General features: G+C 69.1%; 18 protein-coding genes. 4 read left to right on the top strand and 14 right to left on the bottom strand.

Features of this window, described 5'->3' with window-relative positions; translation table 11 throughout:
• Nucleotides 1-125: 125 nt before the first annotated feature.
• Nucleotides 126-785 carry an ABC transporter ATP-binding protein gene (locus ACFV9O_RS20590; RefSeq protein WP_385419905.1) on the bottom strand — a complete coding sequence of 220 codons (660 nt, stop codon included), beginning with the start codon at nucleotides 783-785 and terminating at the stop codon, nucleotides 126-128.
• 695 nt (nucleotides 786-1,480) lie between these two features.
• On the opposite strand from ACFV9O_RS20590, the gene ACFV9O_RS20585 reads away from it, so the two are divergent.
• Both ACFV9O_RS20585 and ACFV9O_RS20580 read left to right on the top strand, forming a co-directional pair.
• A complete protein-coding gene (locus tag ACFV9O_RS20585) occupies nucleotides 1,481-2,560 on the top strand; it encodes an ABC transporter substrate-binding protein (protein ID WP_385419903.1) in 1,080 nt (359 codons plus the stop codon).
• A gap of 77 nt (nucleotides 2,561-2,637) precedes the next feature.
• Complete coding sequence (locus ACFV9O_RS20580) at nucleotides 2,638-4,374, top strand: ABC transporter permease (protein WP_385419901.1); 1,737 nt, start codon at nucleotides 2,638-2,640, stop codon at nucleotides 4,372-4,374.
• Nucleotides 4,375-4,828: 454 nt separating this feature from the next.
• Here ACFV9O_RS20580 and ACFV9O_RS20575 read toward each other — a convergent pair whose 3' ends face one another.
• The 13 genes from ACFV9O_RS20575 to ACFV9O_RS20515 form a co-directional block, all read right to left on the bottom strand.
• Nucleotides 4,829-5,380: an NAD-binding protein gene (locus ACFV9O_RS20575; protein WP_385419899.1), complete on the bottom strand. Its 552-nt coding sequence runs from the start codon at nucleotides 5,378-5,380 to the stop codon at nucleotides 4,829-4,831.
• A gap of 11 nt (nucleotides 5,381-5,391) precedes the next feature.
• A complete protein-coding gene (locus ACFV9O_RS20570; RefSeq protein WP_385419897.1) occupies nucleotides 5,392-5,670 on the bottom strand; it encodes an NAD(P)-binding domain-containing protein in 279 nt (92 codons plus the stop codon).
• Entirely contained in the window at nucleotides 5,667-7,838 is a 2,172-nt protein-coding gene (locus ACFV9O_RS20565; protein ID WP_385419895.1) for an acetate--CoA ligase family protein, read from the bottom strand. Before ACFV9O_RS20565 ends, ACFV9O_RS20570 begins: the two co-directional genes overlap by 4 nt.
• 52 nt (nucleotides 7,839-7,890) lie before the next feature.
• Nucleotides 7,891-8,979: a mandelate racemase/muconate lactonizing enzyme family protein gene (locus ACFV9O_RS20560; RefSeq protein WP_385419894.1), complete on the bottom strand. Its 1,089-nt coding sequence runs from the start codon at nucleotides 8,977-8,979 to the stop codon at nucleotides 7,891-7,893.
• A 2-nt stretch (nucleotides 8,980-8,981) separates the two neighbouring features.
• Nucleotides 8,982-9,467: a Zn-ribbon domain-containing OB-fold protein gene (locus tag ACFV9O_RS20555; RefSeq protein ID WP_385419893.1), complete on the bottom strand. Its 486-nt coding sequence runs from the start codon at nucleotides 9,465-9,467 to the stop codon at nucleotides 8,982-8,984.
• A gap of 2 nt (nucleotides 9,468-9,469) precedes the next feature.
• Entirely contained in the window at nucleotides 9,470-10,663 is a 1,194-nt protein-coding gene (locus ACFV9O_RS20550; RefSeq protein WP_385419892.1) for a thiolase family protein, read from the bottom strand.
• A gap of 164 nt (nucleotides 10,664-10,827) precedes the next feature.
• Nucleotides 10,828-12,597: a hydantoinase B/oxoprolinase family protein gene (locus tag ACFV9O_RS20545; RefSeq protein WP_385419890.1), complete on the bottom strand. Its 1,770-nt coding sequence runs from the start codon at nucleotides 12,595-12,597 to the stop codon at nucleotides 10,828-10,830.
• Complete coding sequence (locus ACFV9O_RS20540) at nucleotides 12,594-14,708, bottom strand: hydantoinase/oxoprolinase family protein (RefSeq protein ID WP_385419889.1); 2,115 nt, start codon at nucleotides 14,706-14,708, stop codon at nucleotides 12,594-12,596. Before ACFV9O_RS20540 ends, ACFV9O_RS20545 begins: the two co-directional genes overlap by 4 nt.
• Before the next feature lie 66 nt (nucleotides 14,709-14,774).
• On the bottom strand, nucleotides 14,775-15,533 hold the full coding sequence (locus tag ACFV9O_RS20535) for an SDR family NAD(P)-dependent oxidoreductase (RefSeq protein ID WP_385419888.1): 759 nt from the start codon (nucleotides 15,531-15,533) through the stop codon (nucleotides 14,775-14,777).
• A 69-nt stretch (nucleotides 15,534-15,602) separates the two neighbouring features.
• Entirely contained in the window at nucleotides 15,603-16,502 is a 900-nt protein-coding gene (locus ACFV9O_RS20530; protein ID WP_385420002.1) for an NAD(P)-dependent oxidoreductase, read from the bottom strand.
• Nucleotides 16,487-17,344 carry an ABC transporter permease gene (locus tag ACFV9O_RS20525; RefSeq protein WP_385419886.1) on the bottom strand — a complete coding sequence of 286 codons (858 nt, stop codon included), beginning with the start codon at nucleotides 17,342-17,344 and terminating at the stop codon, nucleotides 16,487-16,489. Before ACFV9O_RS20525 ends, ACFV9O_RS20530 begins: the two co-directional genes overlap by 16 nt.
• On the bottom strand, nucleotides 17,341-18,198 hold the full coding sequence (locus ACFV9O_RS20520) for an ABC transporter ATP-binding protein (RefSeq protein WP_385419884.1): 858 nt from the start codon (nucleotides 18,196-18,198) through the stop codon (nucleotides 17,341-17,343). The genes ACFV9O_RS20525 and ACFV9O_RS20520 overlap by 4 nt, the downstream gene beginning before the upstream one ends.
• A 78-nt stretch (nucleotides 18,199-18,276) precedes the next feature.
• Complete coding sequence (locus ACFV9O_RS20515) at nucleotides 18,277-19,281, bottom strand: ABC transporter substrate-binding protein (RefSeq protein WP_385419882.1); 1,005 nt, start codon at nucleotides 19,279-19,281, stop codon at nucleotides 18,277-18,279.
• Between the two features lie 478 nt (nucleotides 19,282-19,759).
• Here ACFV9O_RS20515 and ACFV9O_RS20510 point away from each other — a divergent pair, with 478 nt between their 5' ends.
• The gene (locus ACFV9O_RS20510; protein ID WP_385419881.1) at nucleotides 19,760-19,903 is read left to right on the top strand and encodes a hypothetical protein; all 144 of its coding nucleotides are present in this window, start codon (nucleotides 19,760-19,762) and stop codon (nucleotides 19,901-19,903) included.
• 151 nt (nucleotides 19,904-20,054) lie between these two features.
• Entirely contained in the window at nucleotides 20,055-21,293 is a 1,239-nt protein-coding gene (locus ACFV9O_RS20505) for an NAD(P)/FAD-dependent oxidoreductase (RefSeq protein WP_385419879.1), read from the top strand.
• Nucleotides 21,294-21,304: the final 11 nt, after the last annotated feature.

The raw sequence follows: 21,304 nt of genomic DNA, 5'->3' as shown, positions 1-21,304 counted from the left end.
CGGCCTGGGAACGGACGACACTGTCGACGAAGTTGGCAGTGCCGATGAGCTCGGCGACGAACTTGGTCTGCGGGGTCTCGTAGATCTCCTGGGGCGACCGAGCTGGACGATGTTGCCACCGTTCATCACCGCGATCTTGGTCGACAGCGCGAGGGCCCCGGTCTGGTCGTGTGTGACGTATGTCGAGGTAGTGCCGAGCTCGCGCTGCAGCGCTTGAGCTCGAAGGGCGCCAACTCGCGCAGCTTGGCGTCGAGGTTGGACAGCGGCTCGTCGAGGAGGAGCAGGTTCGGCTCGATGACGATGGCGCGCGCCAGCGCCAGGCGCTGCTGTTGGCCGCCGGAGAGCTTGGTGGCGTGCCGCTTGGCGTACTTCCGCAGTTCCATCGTCTCCGGCACGCGGCTGACACGCTCCTGGATCTCGGTCTTCCCGGGGCGCTTCGCGCGCGGCATCACCTGGAGGGGGAAGGCGACGTTGTCGAAGACCGTCATGTGCGGCCAGATCGCGTAGGACTGGAACACCATGCCCAGTCCCCGCTGGTTGACCGGGACGTTGACGCTGCTCTTGTGGCCGGACTCGCCCGAGAAGAGGACGCGGGACGCGATCGTGACGGAGCCACTGTCGGGCCTCTCCAGGCCGGCGATCGAGCGAAGCGTGGTGGTCCTTGCGCAACCGGACGGGCCCAGCAGCGTGAAGTGGTCACCGTCGTCGGCGCTCGAGTTGCCCTTGCGGCGCTTGCGCTTGCGCTCGCCATCGAACGCCTTGCACAGGTGCGCGACTTCCAGCATGTGGCTGTTCCCTCCCAGATGGGCAGTTCGGCATTATGGACTGACCATCTGACGACATCTACCACACGGCGCCAGGCGGGCGGAAGCCCCCGAGAGCAGGGCAACTCCGACCTTAAGAGTGAGGTCGGAGAACCTCGACGCCTCACTCACCTCGGGGCTGTTCAGTCCGATCTCCGTCGATCGTGCCTCACACGTGATCACCGACAGGTCCGCGCCCTGGTGTGCGACGGCAACCTCACGCCGGGCGAGCGAGCCACCGAGGATGACGTCGCCGACCTACTCGCCATGGTCGACGCCGGCCAGGACGCCCTCTCCGTCGGCACCTATTACATGGACATGTCGGCGAAGTTCCAACATCCGTGTGGCTGCGTGCGCGCACAACCCGGCGATCGAGATGCTCGTCCAGAGCTTCCACCGAGTCCCCGACGAGACGTACACGACCGTCGACGAGCAGACGAGGCCTACAGCGGTCGGCAGGACCTGTTCGAGCAGACCTTCCGCTGACAGAAGCCATTGCAGCGGGCCGCATTCGGGGCGCACGCGCCCGTGCCATTTGTCCCCGAATCCCTCACCCAAGGGTTCCCAGAGAGCCGCCACGTGTGGTAAAAACCACAATCCGTTAGACCTTTAGGCCACGAATGGGCGCTCGAGAGTCCCGCTCCTGCATCTGCCCAACTCAAGTGAAAGTGGTTCAAATGCGTCTTCAACTCCGGACCGCCGCCGTGATCACGGTGGCCATGACCTCGCTGCTGGCCGCATGCGGCGGCGCCGACAAGGCGAGCGACGGGGCGAACCCCGGCGCCAAGGCCTTCACCTACTCGGGCAGCGACCGCGACACCTACTTGGCCGACTGCGCGAAGGAGGAAGGCACGCTCACCTGGTACACCTCGCTCGCCGGCGACGTCATCGACGAGATGATCGCCGCCTTCCACAAGAAGTACCCCGACGTCAGAGTTGAGGCCTTCCGCGGTGACGAGACCGACATCACCTCGCGCGTCGTCGAGGAGTCCAAGGCGGACCGGCTGCAAGGCGACATCATCGAGCTGTCTTCTGACGCCTACCGGCAGCTCGCCGACACCGGCGCGATCGGCGCCTTCTCCACTCCGCTGAGCAGCAACTACTCCGACCGCTTCACACTCAAGGACGACGACGGCAACATCCTCGGCATCGGCGACCGCGCTTCATACGTGTCGTTCGCGTACGACAAGGACAAGGTCCCGGCCGCAGACGTGCCGAAGACCCTGGAAGACCTACTCAACCCGAATCTGAAGGGGAAGCTCGCACTCACCGACAGCACCACCGGAGTTCGGTTCATCGGCAACGTGCTGACGAAGCTCGGCGACGAGAAGGGACGCGCATTCCTCGAGAAGCTCCGCGAGCAGGACGTTCGCATCGAGTCCGTCTCCGGCTCGGCCCTTGCCGGCATGGTCGCAACCGGTGAAGTCGCGTCGTCCCCAGGCGTCTTCCGAAACCACGTACAGCAGCTGGCCAAGGACGGCAACCCGATCGAGTGGGTGCCGATCGAGCCGGTCACTGCGAACGTTGGCTACGCCGGCGTCTTCGCCAAGGCCGAGCACCCGTGCTCCGCGATGCTCTTCATCGACACGCTGCTCGGCCCGACTGGCGGCAAGGTCTACGAGGACCTGCAGTACCCGCGGCCCGACGACGACCTCGGCTTCACGTCCTGGGTTCCGGACGAGACCTTCGACTCCACCAAGGAGTACGAAGAGGCCTTCACGACGTGGCAGGACCTGTTCGAGCAGACGTTCCGCTGACCGATCGCCTCACCCGTCAGGCCGCGTCGGGCCCCGCCCGGCGCGGCCTGACGGGTGAGGAGAAGGAGACTTCAATCGTGACCGTGACCTCACCGGCAACCACGCCGGCCCGCGCGGCTGAGCGGCGTCCCGCGCTTCGTCTTCCCAGGTTCGGAGCCAATGCATGGTTCGCTGTCGTCGCGCTGATCGCATGCACGCTGGTACTTCCTCCGCTGGTCTTGATGGTCTGGACGAGCTTCACCCCCGGTGGCTCGATCACCGAGTCAGGCTCCGTCAGCCTCGACGCATATCACGACCTCGTCACCTCTGACAGCTTCAAGACGATCGCTTGGGACACAGCGGTATTCACCATCGGCGCCAGCGTCCTGGCAATCGTGCTCGGCAGTGCGATGGCCTGGCTCGTGGCGCGCACCAACATGGCTGGCAAGGGCTTCGTTTACGGCTGCGCCTTCCTGTCTTTCGCAATCCCCGGAATGATCGAGGCCACGGGCTGGATCCTCCTGCTCGGCAAGGGAGCCGGCATCGCGCGAGGTCCGATCGAGGCCGTCTTCGGCTGGGCCCCGGTCGTTCAAAGCATGCCCGGCATCGTCATCACCCAGGCGTGGTCATGGGCCCCGATGGTCTTCATGCTTCTGGTCGCCCCCTTCCGTGCCATGGACGCCAGCCTCGAGGAGAGCGCTCTCGTCTGCGGAGCGAAGCGGTTCACGCTCCTGCGCCGCATCTCCGGTCCGCTGATGGCCCCGAGCATCCTTGCCGTGCTCATCCTCGTGGTCGTGCGAGCAGTCCAGGCCTTCGAGTTCCCGCTGTTCCTCGGCAGTTCGGCCGGCATCCGCACGTTCACCACGGAGATCTACAGCAGCCTGCGCAAGAGTTTCGTACCCGACTACGCGACGGCAGCGGCATTCGGCACGATGCTGGTCTTTTTCCTCTCGCTGGGCCTGTACCTCTACCATCGCGCGACGCGGGTCAGCTCGAAGTTCGCCACCGTCACCGGCAAGGCGTTCCGTGCGCGAGAAGCCGACCTCGGGCCTTGGCGCTGGGTGGCTGGTGCAGGCGCGTTCCTCGTCTTCATGGTCTACCTGGCGCCGGTGCTCGCGATGATGCTGACATCGTTCTGGCCCCAGATCGGCCGTGGCGATGGACTGGGTGAGCTCACCCTCAGGAACTACGAGCAAGTCGCAGGATACCGGGACATCTGGACCGGCGTCAGCAACAGCATCGTTGTCGGCGTCGGCTCCGCGACCGCAGCCACCCTGCTGTGCCTGGTCGCGGCGTTCATCATCGTCCGCTCGAAGGTACGCGGCCGACAGATGCTCGACCACGTCCTGTCGGTGCCCATCGTGATCCCGGGGACTGTGCTGGGTCTTGCCTTCCTGATCACCTACCTGCGCGTGCCCTTCGGTGTCTACGGCTCGCTGTGGTTGATCGTGCTGGCTTTCGTCACGCACTACGCCCCATACGCCATGCGCTACGTGCAGCCCGCGCTGCTGCAGATCAGCCCCGACATCGACGACTCGAGCAGGGTGGCAGGGGCCAGCGAGTCGACGGTGTTCCGCCGCATCCTGCTGCCCCTCACGATGCCCGCCGTGATTGGTTCCTGGCTCTACGTGTTCTTCCATGCCGTCCGCGACGTCTCGATCGTCTCGATGCTCTACACGGCAGCGACTCCGGTGGTGGCGACCCAGCTGCTGGACATGTGGAAGGACGGCACGGCCGGTGCCCTGAGCGCCTACGGCTCCATGCTCTCGGTCGCCAGCATCGCGATCGGTGGCATGGCGTTCTGGCTGTCGAAGCGGTTCGGCTTCCGGCTGTAGGGCCCGCTCCTCCGCATCAGCCCATGAGCCCCCGCCCGAGGACTCGGGCGGGGGCTCCGGCATTTCGGCCAGCCCCACGCACCCGGCGGCGTACGGCAGCTCGCCCGGCGCCTCGGCGATGGGGAGCACCCTGCTTCCTGCCCACCTCACGAACGTCGTGCAGCAGTGGCTGACACCGCCCGACTCGGCAATCACCATCCTCGGCGGCACCCCGCGGGGTCGGCCGGACCTCGCACCGCCGGTCGAGCCACCGCACGATGGTGCATGGGCCGACCCCTGCCGGCCACCGACCGCCGTCGGCTGGCATCCCGTCCCGTTACCGCAGCCGCTTTCTCACCGGAACGGGGGCCGAGCGCCCGCCTCGACCGAGGCGAAGAGAGTCACTCACATGCGAGAGCCCCGCGCGGGATCGCCGGGCGGGGGCCCGTGTTGGGGGAACGCTGGAGCAGGGTGATCAGACGGTGAGCTCCCGCAACTCCACAATGCTCTCCCCGGCCAGCAGCGCGGCGACGTTCTTGACGTTGATGCCGCGCATGAACTCACCGACGATCGGGTTGAAGTAGAGCGTCCGGTCGATCTCCGCGGCCATGCTGATGGCGTTGTCGGTGTCCTTCTCGTACCACGTGAACCGCATCTCCTCGAGCTCGCGCAGGGTGCGGCTGTCGGTGGGACCGTTGTACAGCGCGGGGCGCATCCGCTCGGGCGAGATGCCGAGCTCCAGGCCGAGCGAGAGCGCCTCCACGATGGAGACGATCTGGCCCCAGTGGATCATGTTGTTGACCGTCTTGCCGATCTGGCCGTTGCCCGACGGACCGAGGTGGTTGACGTGGCTGGACCACGGCGCGAAGCGCTCGAGCGCGAGGACGTCCTCAGCCGAGCCGCCGACGAGACGGTTGATCTCGCCGGCCTCGGCGCCGCGCACGCCGCCGGTCAGGGCTGCGTCGACGACCTTGATGCCGGACGGAGCGAGCTCCTCTGTGAGCGCCTTGCACGTTTCAGTGCGCACCGAGCTATGGATCACAAAGATGGCGCCGGGCTGCGCGACGGCTTCGAACTCGTTCGCACGGAGCAGACGTCCTCATCGGCCGGCACAAGGACGAGCAGCGCGCGGCACGCGCCGAGCTCGGCGGAGCTCGCCACCGCCTCGCCGCCGTCGGCCACAGCGTCACTGAGTCGGCCCTCGTCGAGGTCCCAGCACAGAACCTTGAACCCGGCCTGGGTGAGGTAACGAACGATGGGGAGGCCCATCGCACCCACACCCACGATGCCGACCGGGTCGGCTGTGGTGATGGTCATTCACGTACTCCTTCTGATGTGGGTGGGGCTATGGTGCGCTCGACGTAGGCGTCCACGCCGACGACGCCGTTGCCGGCGGCCATCACCAGGACGGGGTTCAGGTCGAAGCTCCTGATGGTCGATTCGGGCTCGGCCACGGCAGCCGAAACCCGGGCGATAACGTCGGCGAGCGCCGCTACGTCGTGGGGCTCCTGGCCGCGGGCGCCTTGGAGCAGGTCCCAGCCGCGCAGGGTCTGCAGCAGAGCGGTCGCTTGGGCGGAGGTGACTGGAGGCACGGCGTACACGACGTCGTGGAGGAGCTCGAGGAAGATGCCTCCGAGACCGAACGACATGATCCGGCCCAAAATCGGGTCGGAGTGCATGCCGAGGAAGAACTCCGCGCCGTCAGCGGCCATTTCCTGGATCTCGACCGACACCGGACCGGAGCCGGGCTGGGTGGCGATGTCGGCCATCCGACCGAACAGCGCCTCCACGCGGCCCTCGAGGTCGGCGGCGTCTGCAATGCCGAGTTCCACGAGCTTGAGTTCACTCTTGTGCGCGACGCCAGGGACGATACCCTTGGCGGCCAGGGGGAAGCGCAGAGCACCCGCAGCCGACACGGCCTCAGCGGTGCTCATCGCCTGAACTGTGCGGGTGAACGGGACGCGGGTCTGCTCGACCCAGTCCATCGTCTCGCGCCACGACAGCGCCGCCGTCTCCGGCATCTCCGCGACGCTCTCCGGCAGCGCGGTGAAGCCACCGTCAGCGTTCACGAAGCGCGCGCCCTGCTGCATGTGCTGGAGGTTGGCGAAGGCCTTGAGCGCGCCGTCGTAGCTGGTCAGAAACGGCGTCCCGAGCTCGGCGAAGAGGTCGAACCACCGGTCGGAGGAGGTCTCGGTCACACGGGACATGAAGACGCACTCAGCGCCGTTGGTGCGGATGTGCTCGACGACCTGCTTGTACATCTCCTCGTGCTGAACCGTCGGAGCGAGCGCAAGGTTGAGGCGCAATGCGACGGTCGCGATGTTCGGGTCGGCTGCCAGCGCAGCCAAGCTCGCCCAGAAGACGTCAGGCGCCGACGTCCGCGTGTTCCGGACGTCGAGTGGGTTGGCCAGAATGTTGGTGCGAGACAACTGCTCGTCGAGGATCGCTTGAGTCTCAGGGGTGACCTCGCTGAGCTCCAGGTCGAGGTTCTCAGCCATGTCGCTGAGCAGGCCGCAGTCACCGCCAGAGATGGTGGCGAGTGCGAGCCCACCCCCGCGCGCCTCGGCCGAGAGCCCGGCGCTCAGGGCGATCGTCTCCATGAAGTCGGTCAGATCATCGACGAGGAGCGCCCCGACCTGGCGAAACAACGCCGACCAGACCCGACCTGACGTCGCCATGCGACCGGCGTGGGAGGACACGTTCTTCATGCCCCGCTCGGACTTGCCGATGCTGAGCACGACCACCGTCTTGTCGGAGGCATAGGCGTGGAGGAGCGCCTGGGCCAGCGCCCGCGGCCGCGTCGTGCTCTCCAGGACGATGCCGAGGACGTCGGTGTCCGGGTCGTCGGCGAAGGCACCAATGAAGTCGGCGAGGTCCATCACGGCCTCGTTGCCGACGGAGACCGCGGCCGCGAGTCCGATCTTGCGGTTCGCCACTTGGTTGAGGACCAGGTTGAGCATGCCGCTGGATTGGAAGGCCAGCGAGACCCGGCCCGGCGTGAGCCGGCTCGGCACCTTGCCACCGACCCACGCAGCCACGTGGCGGGAAGGCGCCACGTAGCCCAGGCTGTTCGGCCCAAGGAGCGCGACGCCGCCCCGCGCCGCCTTCTCGGCAAGGGCAGCCTGCCTTGCCGTGCCCTCGGCGCCCATCTCGGAATAGCCGTCAGCGATGACAAGCATCGCCTTCACGCCCGCGTTGATCGTGTCGGCGAGGACGGCGTCCACGCGGTCGACACCGACGAGCGACACGACGAGCGACGGCGGGGCCGGAAGATCGGCGATGCTGGCGAAGCAGGCATGGCCATCGATTTCATCGTACTTGGGGTTGACTGCCATCACCTGCTCGGTGGACAACCCGAACTGCCTCAGGTTGGCCAGCACGCTGGTGGAGTAGTGCCTGCCGGGCGAGGCGCCGACCACGGCGACGCTGCTCACGTCGAACAGCGCCATCGGGTCCGGTTGCCCGGTCGTCGTGCTGGAAGTCATCGTCGTCCTGTTCAGTCTCGGTCCGGGATGGGGTGCCGGGCCGACGTCCCGCTCAGACGAGCGAGACGCCGAGCCCCGGTGCAGTCGGGACGGCGATCCCGCCGTCGACGACCTCGAGCCCGGTGGCCACGTCGTTCATGAGTCGGGCGAACTCGCCGAGCTCGGCGAACGGCTCGATGTGCGGGAGCGCCGCCGCGGCGTGGACGGCGGCGGCATTCATGATCCGGCTGCCGACATGGGCGCCGATGCGCGAGCCGACGCCGTGGGCCGCGCAGAGGTTCGCCGCGAGCAGCAACGAGTCGAGACCGCCGAGCTTGCTCAGCTTGAGCGAGATCGCGTCGACCGCCTCCGCCCGCAGCATCGCCACCACCGACTCGAGCGAGTCCGCGCTCTCGTCGGCTTCGATTGTCAGGTCCGAACGCTCCCGCACCCAGCGCAGTGCCGCGATGTCACCGCGCGGAACGGGCTGCTCGAAGACCTGTACGCCGTACTTGTGGACCGCGTGGCCGAAGATGACCGCCTCCTTGGCCGTGTAGCTCTGGTTGGCATCGACGGTCAGCACCGCCTTCTCACCGACCGCGTCGCGGATGGCCGCGACCCGGGCGATGTCGAGCGAGCTGGGCCGGTTCTCGACCTTGATCTTGAAGTGGTCGTAGCCCTCTGCCGCCAATCCGGCCGCCACGACGGCCATCTCGTCGGGGTTCTTGAGCGCCAGAATGCGGTTGACCCTCAAGCTGACCTGCTCCGCCCCGCCGAGCAGCCGGTAGAGTGGCACACTGGCGATCTTGCCGAGCCGGTCGTGCCAGGCCATGTCCAACAGCGAGCGCACCGGGGCCGGCAGCTCCTGCTTCCACGGCGAGCCGACCAGGCTGCGCCGGTCCAGCGCGGGGGCGGCCAGGATCGCGGGCACCCGCGAGCGGACGACCGCCTCCATCACGTCGATGTCGTAGCCGAGGTGCGGCACCTCGGAGGCATACCCGAGGCCGACGAGTCCGTCGGCATCCTCCATCTCCAGAAGGATGCCGACGGATTCGGCACGAGCACCCAGCGCGAACCGCCAGGTCGGGTCGTCCTTGGGCATGACGACCCGGCGGACCCGCACGTCGCGGATCGGTGCTGCAGCGTGCTCCGTGATGGTCACGGTCACTCGTCGACCAGCTCGAAGCGCGGGATGGTGAAGCCCTCCTCGGGGTAGTCCTCGTAGGCGATCCGCACCCGCCGGCCCGTGTCGGCGATCGGGTCGGTCGGCTGCTCGCCCACGATCGTCGAGCTGATGAGCGGGCCCTCGTCGAGCTCGACCAGCGCATAGAAGTAGGGAACGGCTTCGCGGAAGCCGGGGTGGAAGGCGTACTCGTGTCGGTTCATCGCGAAGATGCGGCCCATACCGCTGGAGGGCTTCCACGACATCTTCTGGGCGAACTCGTCGTTCTCGTGGTTGATGCAGTAGGACTTCGGCCAGTAGGCGGTCCCGCACTTGTCGCACGTCCACAGCAGCAACTCGTGGCGGGTGAGGCCGTCCCAGAACGCCGCGTTGTCGGCATCGATGTTGGGGCGCGGCTTGTTCCAGCCCTTGGTCTCGTTCTTGGTCTCGGTCACGTTCTGCCCTTCGTTGATCGCACCGTTCGTCATCGTCAGTCCACTCCGAGGATCGTGCTGGTGTGGATGGAGCACATGCCCGGCGAGACCAGCTCGCCGCCGTGGCCGGTCGTCAGCGCGACCTTGCAGTTCTCGACCTGGCGCTCGCCGGCCTGGCCGCGCAGCTGCTGGACGGCCTCGGCATAGCCAGTGAGGTCACCGAGGTGCCAGTTGGACAGCAGTCCGCCGCCGGTGTTGACCGGGATCGAGCCGCCAGGGCCGATCGCGCCGGAGGCGACGAACTCGCCCCCCTTGCCCTTCTCGCACCAGCCGTAGTCCTCGAGCTGAAAGAGAACCTCGGCGGTGAAGCAGTCGTAGAGCTGGGCGCAGTCGATGTCCTCGACGCCGCTCAGGCCGGCCTGGGCAAAGGCCTTCTCCTTGGCGGGTGCGACGGCCATGTGGGTGAAGTTGTCCTTCTTCCACCACAAGTCGGCGGCGACCTCGCCGAAGCCCTGGCCCTGCACGTAGACCGGCTTCTGAGCGAGGTCCTTGGCCCGGTCCTCCGTAGTGAGGACAAAGGCGATGGCACCGTCGGAGATGAGGCTGACGTCGAGCAGGTGGTAGGGCTCGACGACCCACGAGGAGTTCTGGTGGTCCTCGATGGTGATCGGGCGTCCGTACATCCGGGCCTCAGGGTTGAGGCACGCCCAAGCGCGCTCGGCGACGGAGATCGCGCCGAGCTGCTCGCTGGTGGTGCCGTAGACCGCCATGTGGCGGGCGGCCATCCAGCTGTGGTGGCTGGCGGCACGGAGGTCGCCGAGCGCCTTGCCCCAGTAGCCCTCCTTCTCCGCGTGCGCCATGCCGCGGTGGCCCTGCTTCTTCGCGGCCTGGGCCTTGGTCCAGTCGTCGACCGCACCGACACAGAGCACATAGTTGGCCAGGCCGCGGTCGAGGAAGCCGGTGGCCGCCGCGGTCGCCAGACCGCCGAGCGCACCGCCGCGACCGATGGTGAAGTAGAACTGCGCAGGCACACCGAGGAAGCGGGTGAACGCGTCGGTGTAGCTGGCGCGGTCACCACCACCGCCAGTGCGCCGCATGTCGATCGCGCCATCGATGTCCTTGATCGACAGGCCTGCGTCAGCGATCGCGCGTCGGGCAGCCTCCGCGGCCATCATCCGCTGGCTGGCGCCTTCGGGCGCCGACTTCACGGTGCCGAGGCCGACGACGGCGATCCTTTTACAGTTTGACATTCAGTGTTCCTCCTAAGATGGCGAATCAGTGGGCGCTCGCGGTGAGCTCGCGCTCGGCGGGGCGGGCTGGCGGGCTCGAAGAAGTTGCCGTAGCCGAGGTGCTTGAAGATCCGGTTCTGCGCGTTGAACAGGCGCAGTGGCGTACCGTCGGCCGCGAAGAGCTGTCAGCCGGCCGGCTGCCGTAGCCGGCGGGTCTCCGCCTCGTCTGCCTGCCAGCGGCCCGAGGACTGCACCAGTGCCACGCCGTAGTGCTCGCGCGCGGACTCGGGCGAGACGTAGCCCTCGCGCACGTCCCGCAGGACCTCGTCCAGGGGGCGGGTGCGCGGGTCGCCGTAGCCACCGCCGCCCGCCTGGGCCACGCGGACGACGTCGCCGGGCTGCAGCGTGACACTGCCGTTCTCGACGGTAATGGCCTCCTCGCGGTCGGTGCCGGGGTTGACGGTGAGGACCGAGGGCTGCCCGGGCAGGCCGCCGTCCTTGCCCGCGGGCGGGGTGAGCTCGCGGCCGTTGCGGGTGGTGAAGCGGGCCGGGGCCAGCACGCGGTACTCGCGCACATAGCTCAGCCCGCCGCGGTACCGGCCCGGCCCACCGGAGTCGGTGACCAGCTCGAAGCGCCGCAGCCGCACCGGGAACTCGGTCTCCAGCACCTCGATCGGGGTGAGGCCGCCGTTGGCGACGTGCACTTTGGAGGCGGACACTCCGTCCTTGTTCCAGCGCGCCCCCATGGCGCCGGCCGGCAGCTCGTACTGCACCTGCGGGGAGCGGCGGCCGGGCCGCAGGTAGGAGAAGGTGCCGTTGGTGCCGGCGCTGCTCTCGGCGATCCGGCCGCCGGTCATCGCCTTGCCGAGGGCGTCCAGGACGGACTCCGCGGTGGCGATGGCGACCGGCATGTACGTGTTGACCGGGGCGGGCGGCTCCGGGTCGAGCAGCGAGCCGTGCCGGAAGGCCAGCGTGAAGGCGTCGGCCAGCCCCGAGTTGGTGGCGATCTCCGGGCCGATCAGGCACTTGAGCGCGTAGCAGCACACCGCCTGCACCAGCGGCGGGCGGATGTTGTACGGCCCGGTCATCTGGTCGTCGGAGGCGCTGAAGTCGAAGCCGATCCGGTCGCCCTCGATGGTGACGGTGGTGCGGATGGCGACCGGCTCGCCGCCGGCCATGCCCTCGCTGTGCATGATCCGCTGCCCGGTCCAGGTGCCGTCGGGCCACTTGGCGACAGAGGCCCTGACCTGGTGCTCGGTCAGTTCGAGCAGCCGCTCGGAGGCGGTGTGCACCGTGTCGGTGCCGTACTTGGCGCACAGAGCGCGCACCCGCTCGGCGGCCAGGTGGGTGGCCCCGACCTGGCCGCGCAGGTCGCCCAGGACCAGCTGGGGAGTGCGGCTGTTGGCCCGCAGCAGGGTCTCGACCTCGGGGGAGGGCGTGAAGTCCCGGTAGAAGCGCACCGGGGGCACCATGAGGCCCTCGTGGTAGATCTCCCTGGCCTGGCTGGAGTTGGTGCCCGGCACCAGGCCGCCGATGTCCGACTTGTGGGCGATGCTGCCGCTGAAGCCGAACACCTTGCCGTCCACCACGATCGGCGCGACCACCGCCATGTCGGTGGCGTGCGGACTGCCGCCGTAGTAGGGGTGGTTGACCAGGAAGGCGTCCCCGTCCCGCATCTCCTCGACCGGGTAGGCCTTCAGGATGTTCTCGATGGTCTGTGGGAAGGCGCCCAGGTGCAGCGGCAGCACCGTGTACTGGGCGACGACCCGGCCGTCCAGGTCGGCGATGGCGCAGCTGGCGTCCTTCGACTCGCGGATGATGGTCGAGTAGCCGGTGCAGAACAGCGAGTTCTGCATCTCCTGGACCACGCCGACGAGGCTCTGCCGGATCACCTCCACAGTGATGGCGTCCACGCCGTCGGATGCCCCGGGGCGGGGCGCGTTGGCGTCGCTCATGAAGTCGGCCTCTCTTCCGCCGCACGGGCACGGGTGATCAGGAGGTTGCCGTAGTGGTCGACCTCGGCCTGCTGCTCGGGGAAGACGACGGTCGTGGAGTCGTACTGCTCGATGACCGCGGGACCCTGGATGCGGTGCCCGGCGCCGAGCTTCGCCCGGGCGTACACCGGGGTGTCGGCGACGGTGCTGGTGGCGCCGCCCGCGCCGGGGAAGTGGGCGGGGCGGGTGCCGGTGAGCGCGTCGCTGACCGGGCCCTCGGCGTCCGGCACGGTCGGCAGGGACACCGGCGGCACCAGGCCGATGGCCTGGACCCGGTAGTTGACGACCTCGACGGACTGGTCGGGGGCCGCGTGCCCGTGGCACTGCTCGTGGATGGCGTCGAAGTCCCTGCGGTAGCGGGCGATGTCCTCGGCCGTCAGCGGCAGCGAGTCGACCGGGACCGGGTTCTCGTAGCCCTGGCCGCTGTAGCGCATGTCGAGGAAGTAGCGGAAGGCCATGCTGTCCTCGGCGAAGCCCTCCTGGGCGAGCTGCTTGCGCGCCGAGCCCACCATCTGGTCGAAGAGCCCGTTGGTGGTGACCAGGTCCAGCTCGTCGATATCGCACAGCCGGCTCTGGACCAGGTCGTGCTTGACGTCCGACATCAGCAGGCCCAGCGCCGAGGTCGCGCCCGGCGCCGGCGGCACCAGCACCCGGGGGATGCCCAGGTCCAGGGCGATCTGGCTGGCGTGCAGGGGGCCTGCGCCGCCGAACGCCACCAGGGTGAAGTCGCGCAGGTCGAAGCCGCGCTCGGTGGAGATGGAGCGGATCGCCTGCCCCATCTTGACGTTGACGATCCGTACGATGCCGTCGGCCGCCCGCACGGTGGGCACGCCCAGCCCCTCGGCGACCTCGCCGACGACGCGCTCGGCGGCGGCCGCGTCCACCGCGAGGGCGCCGTCCAGGAGGGACACCGGGTTGAGGTAGCCGAGGACGACGTTGGCGTCGGTGACGGTGGCGACTTCGCCGCCCTTGCCGTACGCGGCGGGCCCGGGCACGGCGCCGGCACTGCGCGGGCCCACGTGCAGGGCGCCGTGCTCGTCGACCACGGCGACGGTGCCGCCGCCGGCGCTGACGGTGTTGATGTCCAGCATGGGCACCGCGATGTGCCGGCCCTCGACCGCGTTCTGGTCGGAGACCGTCGGCTCGCCGCCCTGGATCAGGGAGACATCGCAGCTGGTGCCGCCCATGTCGAAGGTGATCAGGTCCTCGGCCCCGATGGCCCGGCCGATCGCCACCGAGGCGGTGACCCCGCCGGCCGGCCCCGACAGGATGGTCGCCACCCCGCGGTCGGCCGTGCGGTCGAAGGGCACCGAGCCGCCGTTGCTCTGCATGGTGAACCGGCGGCCCGGGGCGACACCCTGCCGCGCGAGCTCGGCGGACAGGCGCCCCACGTAGCGGCCGACCACCGGCGACACGTACGCGTTGATCACTGTGGTGCTGAGCCGGAAGTACTCCCGCATCTGCGGTAGCAGTTCGCTGGAGGTGGTCACCCACAGGCCGGGGGCAGCCTCGCGCAGGGCGTTGGCCAGCCGCCGCTCGTGCTCGTCGTTCATGTAGGAGAACAGCAGGCACACGGCGACCGAGTCGGCGCCGCTGTCGGTGAGGAAGCGCACGGCCTCGGCCACCGAGGCCTCCGACAGCGGGTCCTCGACCTCGCCGGCGGCGGTGATGCGCTCGGCCAGCTCCACGGTGCGGCTCTCCGCTGCCAGCAGCGCGGGCTTGGTGTAACCGAGGTCGAAGACGGAGGGGCCGAAGGGGCGGCTCTGTTCCATGGCCTCGTACACGCCGCGGAAGCCGCGGGTGACCACCAGGCCGACCTGGGAGCCCCGCTCCTCGAGCAGGGCGTTGGTGCCCACGGTCGTGCCGTGGGTGAACACGGTGATCCCTTCCGGTGGCACGCCCTGGCCGGACAGCGTCGAGAGGCCGTCGAGCAGGGCCTGCTCGGGGTTGGCGGGGCTGGAGGGGACCTTCATGATCCGGTAGGTGCGGGCGGCCTCGTCGAAGACGACGAAGTCGGTGAAGGTGCCGCCGGTGTCGGTGGCGACACGGTAGGAGGGAGGACGTTCGGGCATGGCGCGCAGACCTGCTTTCTGGGGAAGCGGACACACCTTCCGTGCCGGGCGGGCAGCGGGGCCGGCTCAGTCGCCGCTGGTGATCAGGGCGCCGCCGTCGACCAGCAGGTCCGTACCGGTGATGAAGCCCGCGTCCGCTCCGGCCATGAAGGCGACGGCCCCGGCGATGTCCTCGGGGGTGCAGGCGCGGCCCACCAGGTTGCGGCGGGCCCGGTCGGCGGGCTCGACCGCGCTGCCCACAGGGGAACCGACCTTGTTGGGGCTGACGGTGTTGACGCGGATGCCGTGCTCGCCGAGCTGGACGGCCAGCGACCGTACGAGGGCGTACAGCGCGGCCTTGGCCGCCGGGTAGGCCACCGCGTTCTTGCGGGCGAACATGCCCGAGGTGGAGCCGATGTGCAGGACGACCCCGCCGCTCTCCTCGACGACCATCCGCCGGGCCAGGTACTTCGTGGTGAGGAAGGCCGAGGTGAGCGAGACGTCCAGCACCTTGCTCCACAGCTCGTCCGGCAGGTCGAGCACGGTGTGCGGCCGGTCGGTGATGGCGACGCAGTTGACCAGGGTGTCGACGGCGCCGAGCTGCTCCCAGGCCTCGTCGACGAGGCGCTGCACCTCCTGCGGGGAGGAGACGTCGGCGGTGACGGGCACCGCGCTGTCGGGGTACTGGTCGTTGAGTTCCTTGGCGATCCGCGCGGCGGCCGACGGGTCGATGTCGACGACGGCCACCCGTGCACCCTCGCGGACGAAGCGCTCGGCGATGGCGGCGCCGACATTGCGGCCGGCCCCGGTGATCACCGCGCGCCTGCCCTGCAGTCCGGACGACATGTCAGTTTCCCTCCGAATTCCCGGTTCTTGCTGTGCGGCCCGCGCCGGCCGGGGCGGGCAGGGGGCCGGTCATATGCCGTACCGGTCCAGGTCGTAGCGGCGGGGCTTGAGGACCCGGCAGATCTCGCGGTTGACCGCGGCCTGCGGGAGGCTGATCCCGGTGTTGACGGCCATCTCCTGGACGATCTTCATGTCGTCCTCGGCCCAGGCCATGGTCTGCTTGTTCCAGTTGCCCAGGGCGTGGTTGTCGGCGCTGGACATCTTCAGGGCCTCGCGCATCACGTCGATGTCGACGCCGTACCGCTTGGCCAGGGCCAGACCCTCGTGGTTGGCGACCAGGCAGGCCCACAGGATGAGGTTGTTGATGGCCTTGCCGACCTGGCCGGAGCCGATGTCGCCGAGGCGGACGATGTCGGCGGAGTAGGCACGTGCGACCTCGGTGAAGCGCTCGGTCGCCTCCTCGGTGCCGCCCAGCAGGGACAGCAGCTCACCCCGGTCGGCCGCCCACGAGCCGCGGCACACCGGCGCGTCCACGACGTGCAGCCCGTGCTTGGCGCCCTCCTCGGACAGCTCCTGCATGGCCTCGGGGGAGACCGTGCTGAGCACGGCGATGACCGCACCCTCGTTGAGCGAGCCGAGCATGCCCTCGCTGCCGTGCATCATCGCGTGGAGCTGCTCCTCGTAGCCGACGCAGACCATCACGGTGTCGCAGCCTGCGGCGATCTCTGCGGCGGTGGACACGAAGCGCGCCCCCTGCTCGGCCACCGCGGCCTCCTTGCCGGCGTCCACGTCGTACACCAGCACCTCGAAGCCGCTGTGGATGAGGTGGCCGATGATGGGCATCCCCATCCGGCCGGCGCCCAGTACGCCCACCACAGTCGTCTTCTGTGCAGCCATGTCTGTTTCCTTGTCTCTCGAGAACCGATCCGTACGGGCAGGTGGCCGCGTACGGGCTAGTCGCGCTGCCAGCGCAGGACCCGCCGCTCCAGCCGGCCGACCAGCAGCAGGCCGATGGCGATCATGAGCATCAGGACCGTGATGCCGGCGAAGACCTTGGCGGAGTCGAAGTTCTGGGTAGCGGTGTTGATGAGGTAGCCGATGCCGTGCTGGGAGGCGATGAACTCCCCGACGATCACACCGATCATGGCGAAGGAGACCGAGGACTTCATGCCGGCCAGGACGGGCACGCTGATCTGCGGCAGCGTCACCCGGCGGATGATGGTGGCCCGGTTCGCGCCCATCACGCGCAGCACGTTGACCAGGTTGTCGGGCATGGTCCGCACGCCCATGTAGGTGTTGTAGAACATCACGAAGAAGACGGTCATCGCCGCGATGGCGATCTTCGACTCGACCCCGATGCCGAACCAGATGAGGAACAGCGGGGCCAGGGCGATCTTCGGGATGCCGTTCACTGCGGCGATCAGCGGGCTGAAGACGGCGGCGCCGGTGCGCCAGTAGCCCAGCAGCAGGCCGACTGCCACGCCGCCGAACACGCCCAGGGCGTAGCCCAGCAGGAGCTCGTCGGCGGTCACCTGGATGTCCAGCCAGATGCCCGGTTCCTCACCGGTGAGGTACCGCCACAGGGTCTGCCCGACCTTGACCGGGCTGGAGATCAGGTAGTCGGGCAGCAGACGGCCGTTGGCCAGCTGCCACAGCCCCAGGACGGTGGCGAACACGGCGATCCGCAGGCCTTGGGTGCCCCAGTCGAACCTGCGCTTCGGCGGCTCCGGGGTCTCCCCGGAGGGGGGTCCGGGGGCGGCGGCCGGCGCTGTGGTGTCCTCGACCGGGGCCGGACTCGGCTGTGCGCTCACTTCGAGAGCCCTCCCATCGAGATCTCCTCGGCGAACATGTCCCACAGGACGCGGTGCTGCTCGGCGAACTCGCGCAGCTCGGAGACGTGGAAGACGTCACGGGGCCGCGGGATGTCCACCGCGGAGGCGGCCTTGACCCGCCCCGGCCTGCGGCTCATCACGATCACCCGGTCCGACAGGGCGAGCGCCTCGGACAGGTCGTGCGTCACGAACAGCACGGTCTTCTTCTGGTCGTCCCACAGCTGCAGCAGCGTGTCCTGCATGACCGCCTTGGTCATGGCGTCCAGTGCCCCGAAGGGCTCGTCCATCAGCAGGATCGGCGGGTCGTACACCAGAGTGCGGGCGATCGCGCAGCGCTTCTGCATGCCCCCGGAGAGCTGGTGGGGGTAGCTGTCGCGGAAGCCCTCCAGGCCGACCATGCCGATCCACTGGTCGACCAGCCGGTCCTGCTCCTCGGTGGGCAGCTTGCGGATCTGCAGGGGCAGCCGGATGTTCTGGTCCACCGTCAGCCAGGGCAGCAGGTTGGAGTCCTGGGTGACGTAGCCGATGTCGCGGACCAGGCCGGTGACGTGCTCCTCGTTGACGTACACCCGGCCCGAGGTGGGCGGGGTGAGGCCGGACACCAGGTTCAGCAGGGTGCTCTTGCCGCAGCCGCTGGGGCCGACGATGGCGCAGAACTCCTGGTGGGCGACCTCGAAGGACACGTCCTGCAGCGCGGTCACCGGCTCGGCGCTGCGGCTGCTGTGGAAGACCAGGTCGACATTCTCGATACGGACGGCGTGACGCGTGTCGGCCGGCGCCGGTGGTGGTGCGGCTTGCGCCTGTGAGCGGGGTGCGGAGGTCTCCCTCTGCATACGGCATCACCTGTTCGGGGTTGTGGCACCTGGATAAGGGAGGCGAAGCCGTGCGCACCCGCGCACGGCCCGGGGACGTCACTCGAGGTAGCGGTTGGTCCAAGTGCCCTTGTCGGGCTCCAGGTCGACGTCGGCGGCGCCGGGCACGTCGCTGAGCCTGGCCAGGTCGCGGACCTTCTCCCAGCGTTCCTGGGTCATCTTCCCGTCGGGCGGGAAGTTGACGTACTTCAGGCTGTCGAGCAGGACCTCGTCGCTCATCTCCGGGTAGTGCTCGCGCTCGATGGCCAGCACGGCCTCCGGATCGCTGCCCATGATCTTGTCGGACTGCGCCATGGCGCGGGCGACCGACTTGACCACGTCCGGGTGGGACTCGGCGTACGAGGTGGAGGTGACCAGGATGTCGTAGGTCATGTCCCGCAGGTCCGGCACATCGTGCAGCTTGGCGATGATCTTCGCCTTGCCCTGCGACTCGGCGAAGTACGTGCTGGGCGGGGACAGCAGGAAGGCGTCGATCTGGCTGTGGTCCAGCGCGGCGACGCCCGCGGCGTGGGACTTGACCGTGATGATCTTGTACTTGTCGGGGCCCACCCCGGCGCGGTCCATCAGGTAGCGGTAGTACGTCACGTCGGTCGTGGACACGACCCCGAGCGTGCCGCCCTCCAGCTGCTTCATCGTCGTCTCCACCGACTGGTCGGGGGAGGGCTTGTGCTCCTTGACGAACTTGTTGGAGCCGAGCATCTGCAGGGAGGTGCCGTAGTCCAGGGAGGCCACGGCCTGCAGGGGGACGTCCTTGACTCTGGCGTTGAGCAGGGCGGTGGAGGAGGCCGTGACGAACTGGACCTCACCGCTCTGCAGGGCGGCGAACGCGGTGCTGGAGCCGCCGAGCAGCTCCTGCTGGACGGCGACGCCTTCCTTCTTGAAGTAGCCCTTCTCCTGGGCGACTTCGACGGTGGTGAAGCCGATGCTGTCGACGGCCTTGCCGATGATGACCTGCGGCATGCCGCCCTCGGCCTCGCTCTCGGCCTCCTCGGGATTGAGGCCGGCGCAGGCGGTGGACAGGGCGCCGATGAGCAGGGGTACCACGAGGTTGCGTAGTCTCCGGCGGGTTCCGGGGCGGAGGAGTGATCGATGCCGGCGGGATGCGGGTCCGGTCACGGAAGTGGTTTCGCGCATGTATGGTCCCGTTTCTCGATCTGCTTACGTGTACGAGAGCCGCAGTTGCACGGGATCTGCCGGGCGGTGCGGCGGCTCTGCTGACGTGCTTCGAACTCGAACGGGTGCGATGGTCTTACCATCTGACCTTGCAGGGATTTGACCATCGGATGTCGGGCGCGTCAAGGGCGCGGACAACACAGCATGCGGACTGTGCGGCGAAGCGTCATTGCCGCAGGTGGGAGCAGTGGGGTGGGCCGCGAGTGGAGTCCGGGGAGCGGGCGGCGCACGAGGTCCGGGACCCCTTCTCACCTGCGCCTCGGCCGCCGCACGGTGCGCTCGCGGCGACTGCACCATCCAGACGCCCGGGCCGCAGGAGGGGCCGCACCGGGACACCGCCCACGACCGCGTGGTCATCCTCGACGTGGGCGGCAGCACCGCACAGGCACGACCCTACGCGGCCCAGGACAACGGCACGACCAGGGCGTTCGAGGGTGCGTACCACGTGAGCGGCGGCGTGATCCGCGAGGCCTCGATGGAGCGCATCGGCTGAGGCAAACTGCCGCGCGGCTCGCCACGACTGCCACCCTCCCGGGACCGCACTCCCCGGGCACGGGTGTCCGTGCACGGACACCCCCGCTCGCCCTCATCGTTGGTATAATGGTATGACATTAGCAGGTTGCCGGGATGGGAGAGGTCGCACCATGGGGAGCGGGACAGTCGTCGTCGGAGCCGGCCAGGCCGGGCTGCAGCTGGCCGTGTCGCTCCGCCAGGCGGGCGATGAGGAGCCGATCGTCCTCGTGGGCGAGGAACCCCACGCCCCCTACCAACGCCCCCCGCTCTCCAAGGACTTCCTCGCGGGCAAGACCGACCAGGCCTCGCTGGCCTTCCGCGAGCCCGCCTACTACGAGCAGGTCGGCATCCGCCTGCTCACCGGCGAGCGCATCACCAAGGCCGAGCCCGGCCTGCTGCACACCGCCTCCGGCTGCGCACTGCCCTACGAGCGCCTCGCCCTGACCCTCGGCGCAGAGCCCGTACGGCTGCCCGTCGAAGGCGCCGGCCTCGAGGGGATCTGCACCCTGCGCAACCTCGAGGACGCACTCGCCCTACGGGAGCACCTGGCCCGCGCCGAGCGGGTCGTCGTGGTCGGCGGCGGCTTCATCGGACTGGAGGCGGCCGCCGTGGCCCGCTCCATGGACGCGTACGTCACCGTCGTGGAGGCCACGGACCGGCTGATGGCCCGCGCCGTGGCGCCCGTGGTCTCCGAGTTCTACCGGCAGGCCCACACCCGGCGCGGCACCCAGGTGCTGCTGTCCTCCGCCGTCGCCGGCTTCGAGGGCGCCGCCGGGCAGGTGCGCGCCGTGGTGCTCGCCGACGGCACCCGGCTGCCCGCCGACCTGGTGCTGCTCGGCGTGGGCGTACGGCCGCGCACCGGGCCGGCCCGCGAGCTCGGCGTCGAGGTGGACGGCGGCATCGTGGTGGACGCCTGCTCGCGCACCAGCGTGCCCGGCGTAGTGGCAGCCGGGGACTGCACGGTGCGGCCCCACCCGCTCACCGGCGAAGGCCGGCTGCGCCTGGAGTCGGTGCCCAGCGCGGTCGCCCAGGCCCAGGCCGCTGCCGCGAGCCTGCTGGGCCGCAGCGAACCGGACACCTCCGTCCCCTGGTTCTGGTCGAACCAGGGCGAGCTGCGCCTGCAGATCGCCGGCCTGTCCGCGGGCTACGACGCCACCGTCGTGCGCGGCGACCCGGCGAGCGAGCAGTTCTCCGTCCTGTACTACCGCCAGGGCGCCCTGCTGGCCGTCGACGCCGTCAACCAGCCCGCCGACTACATGGCCGTACGCCGCGCCCTGACCCGGGGCGAGCACCTCCCCGCGGACCGGGCCGGCGACACCGGCGTGCCGCTCAAGCGCCTGCTGACCGAGGGCACGGCAGACGTGCGCTGAGCTGGGCACGA

This window comes from Streptomyces sp. NPDC059909, from assembly GCF_042730885.1.
Lineage (GTDB): Bacteria > Actinomycetota > Actinomycetes > Streptomycetales > Streptomycetaceae > Streptomyces.
Note: the sequence above shows the minus strand (reverse complement) of the source record. Positions and strands in the feature narration are given on the sequence as shown.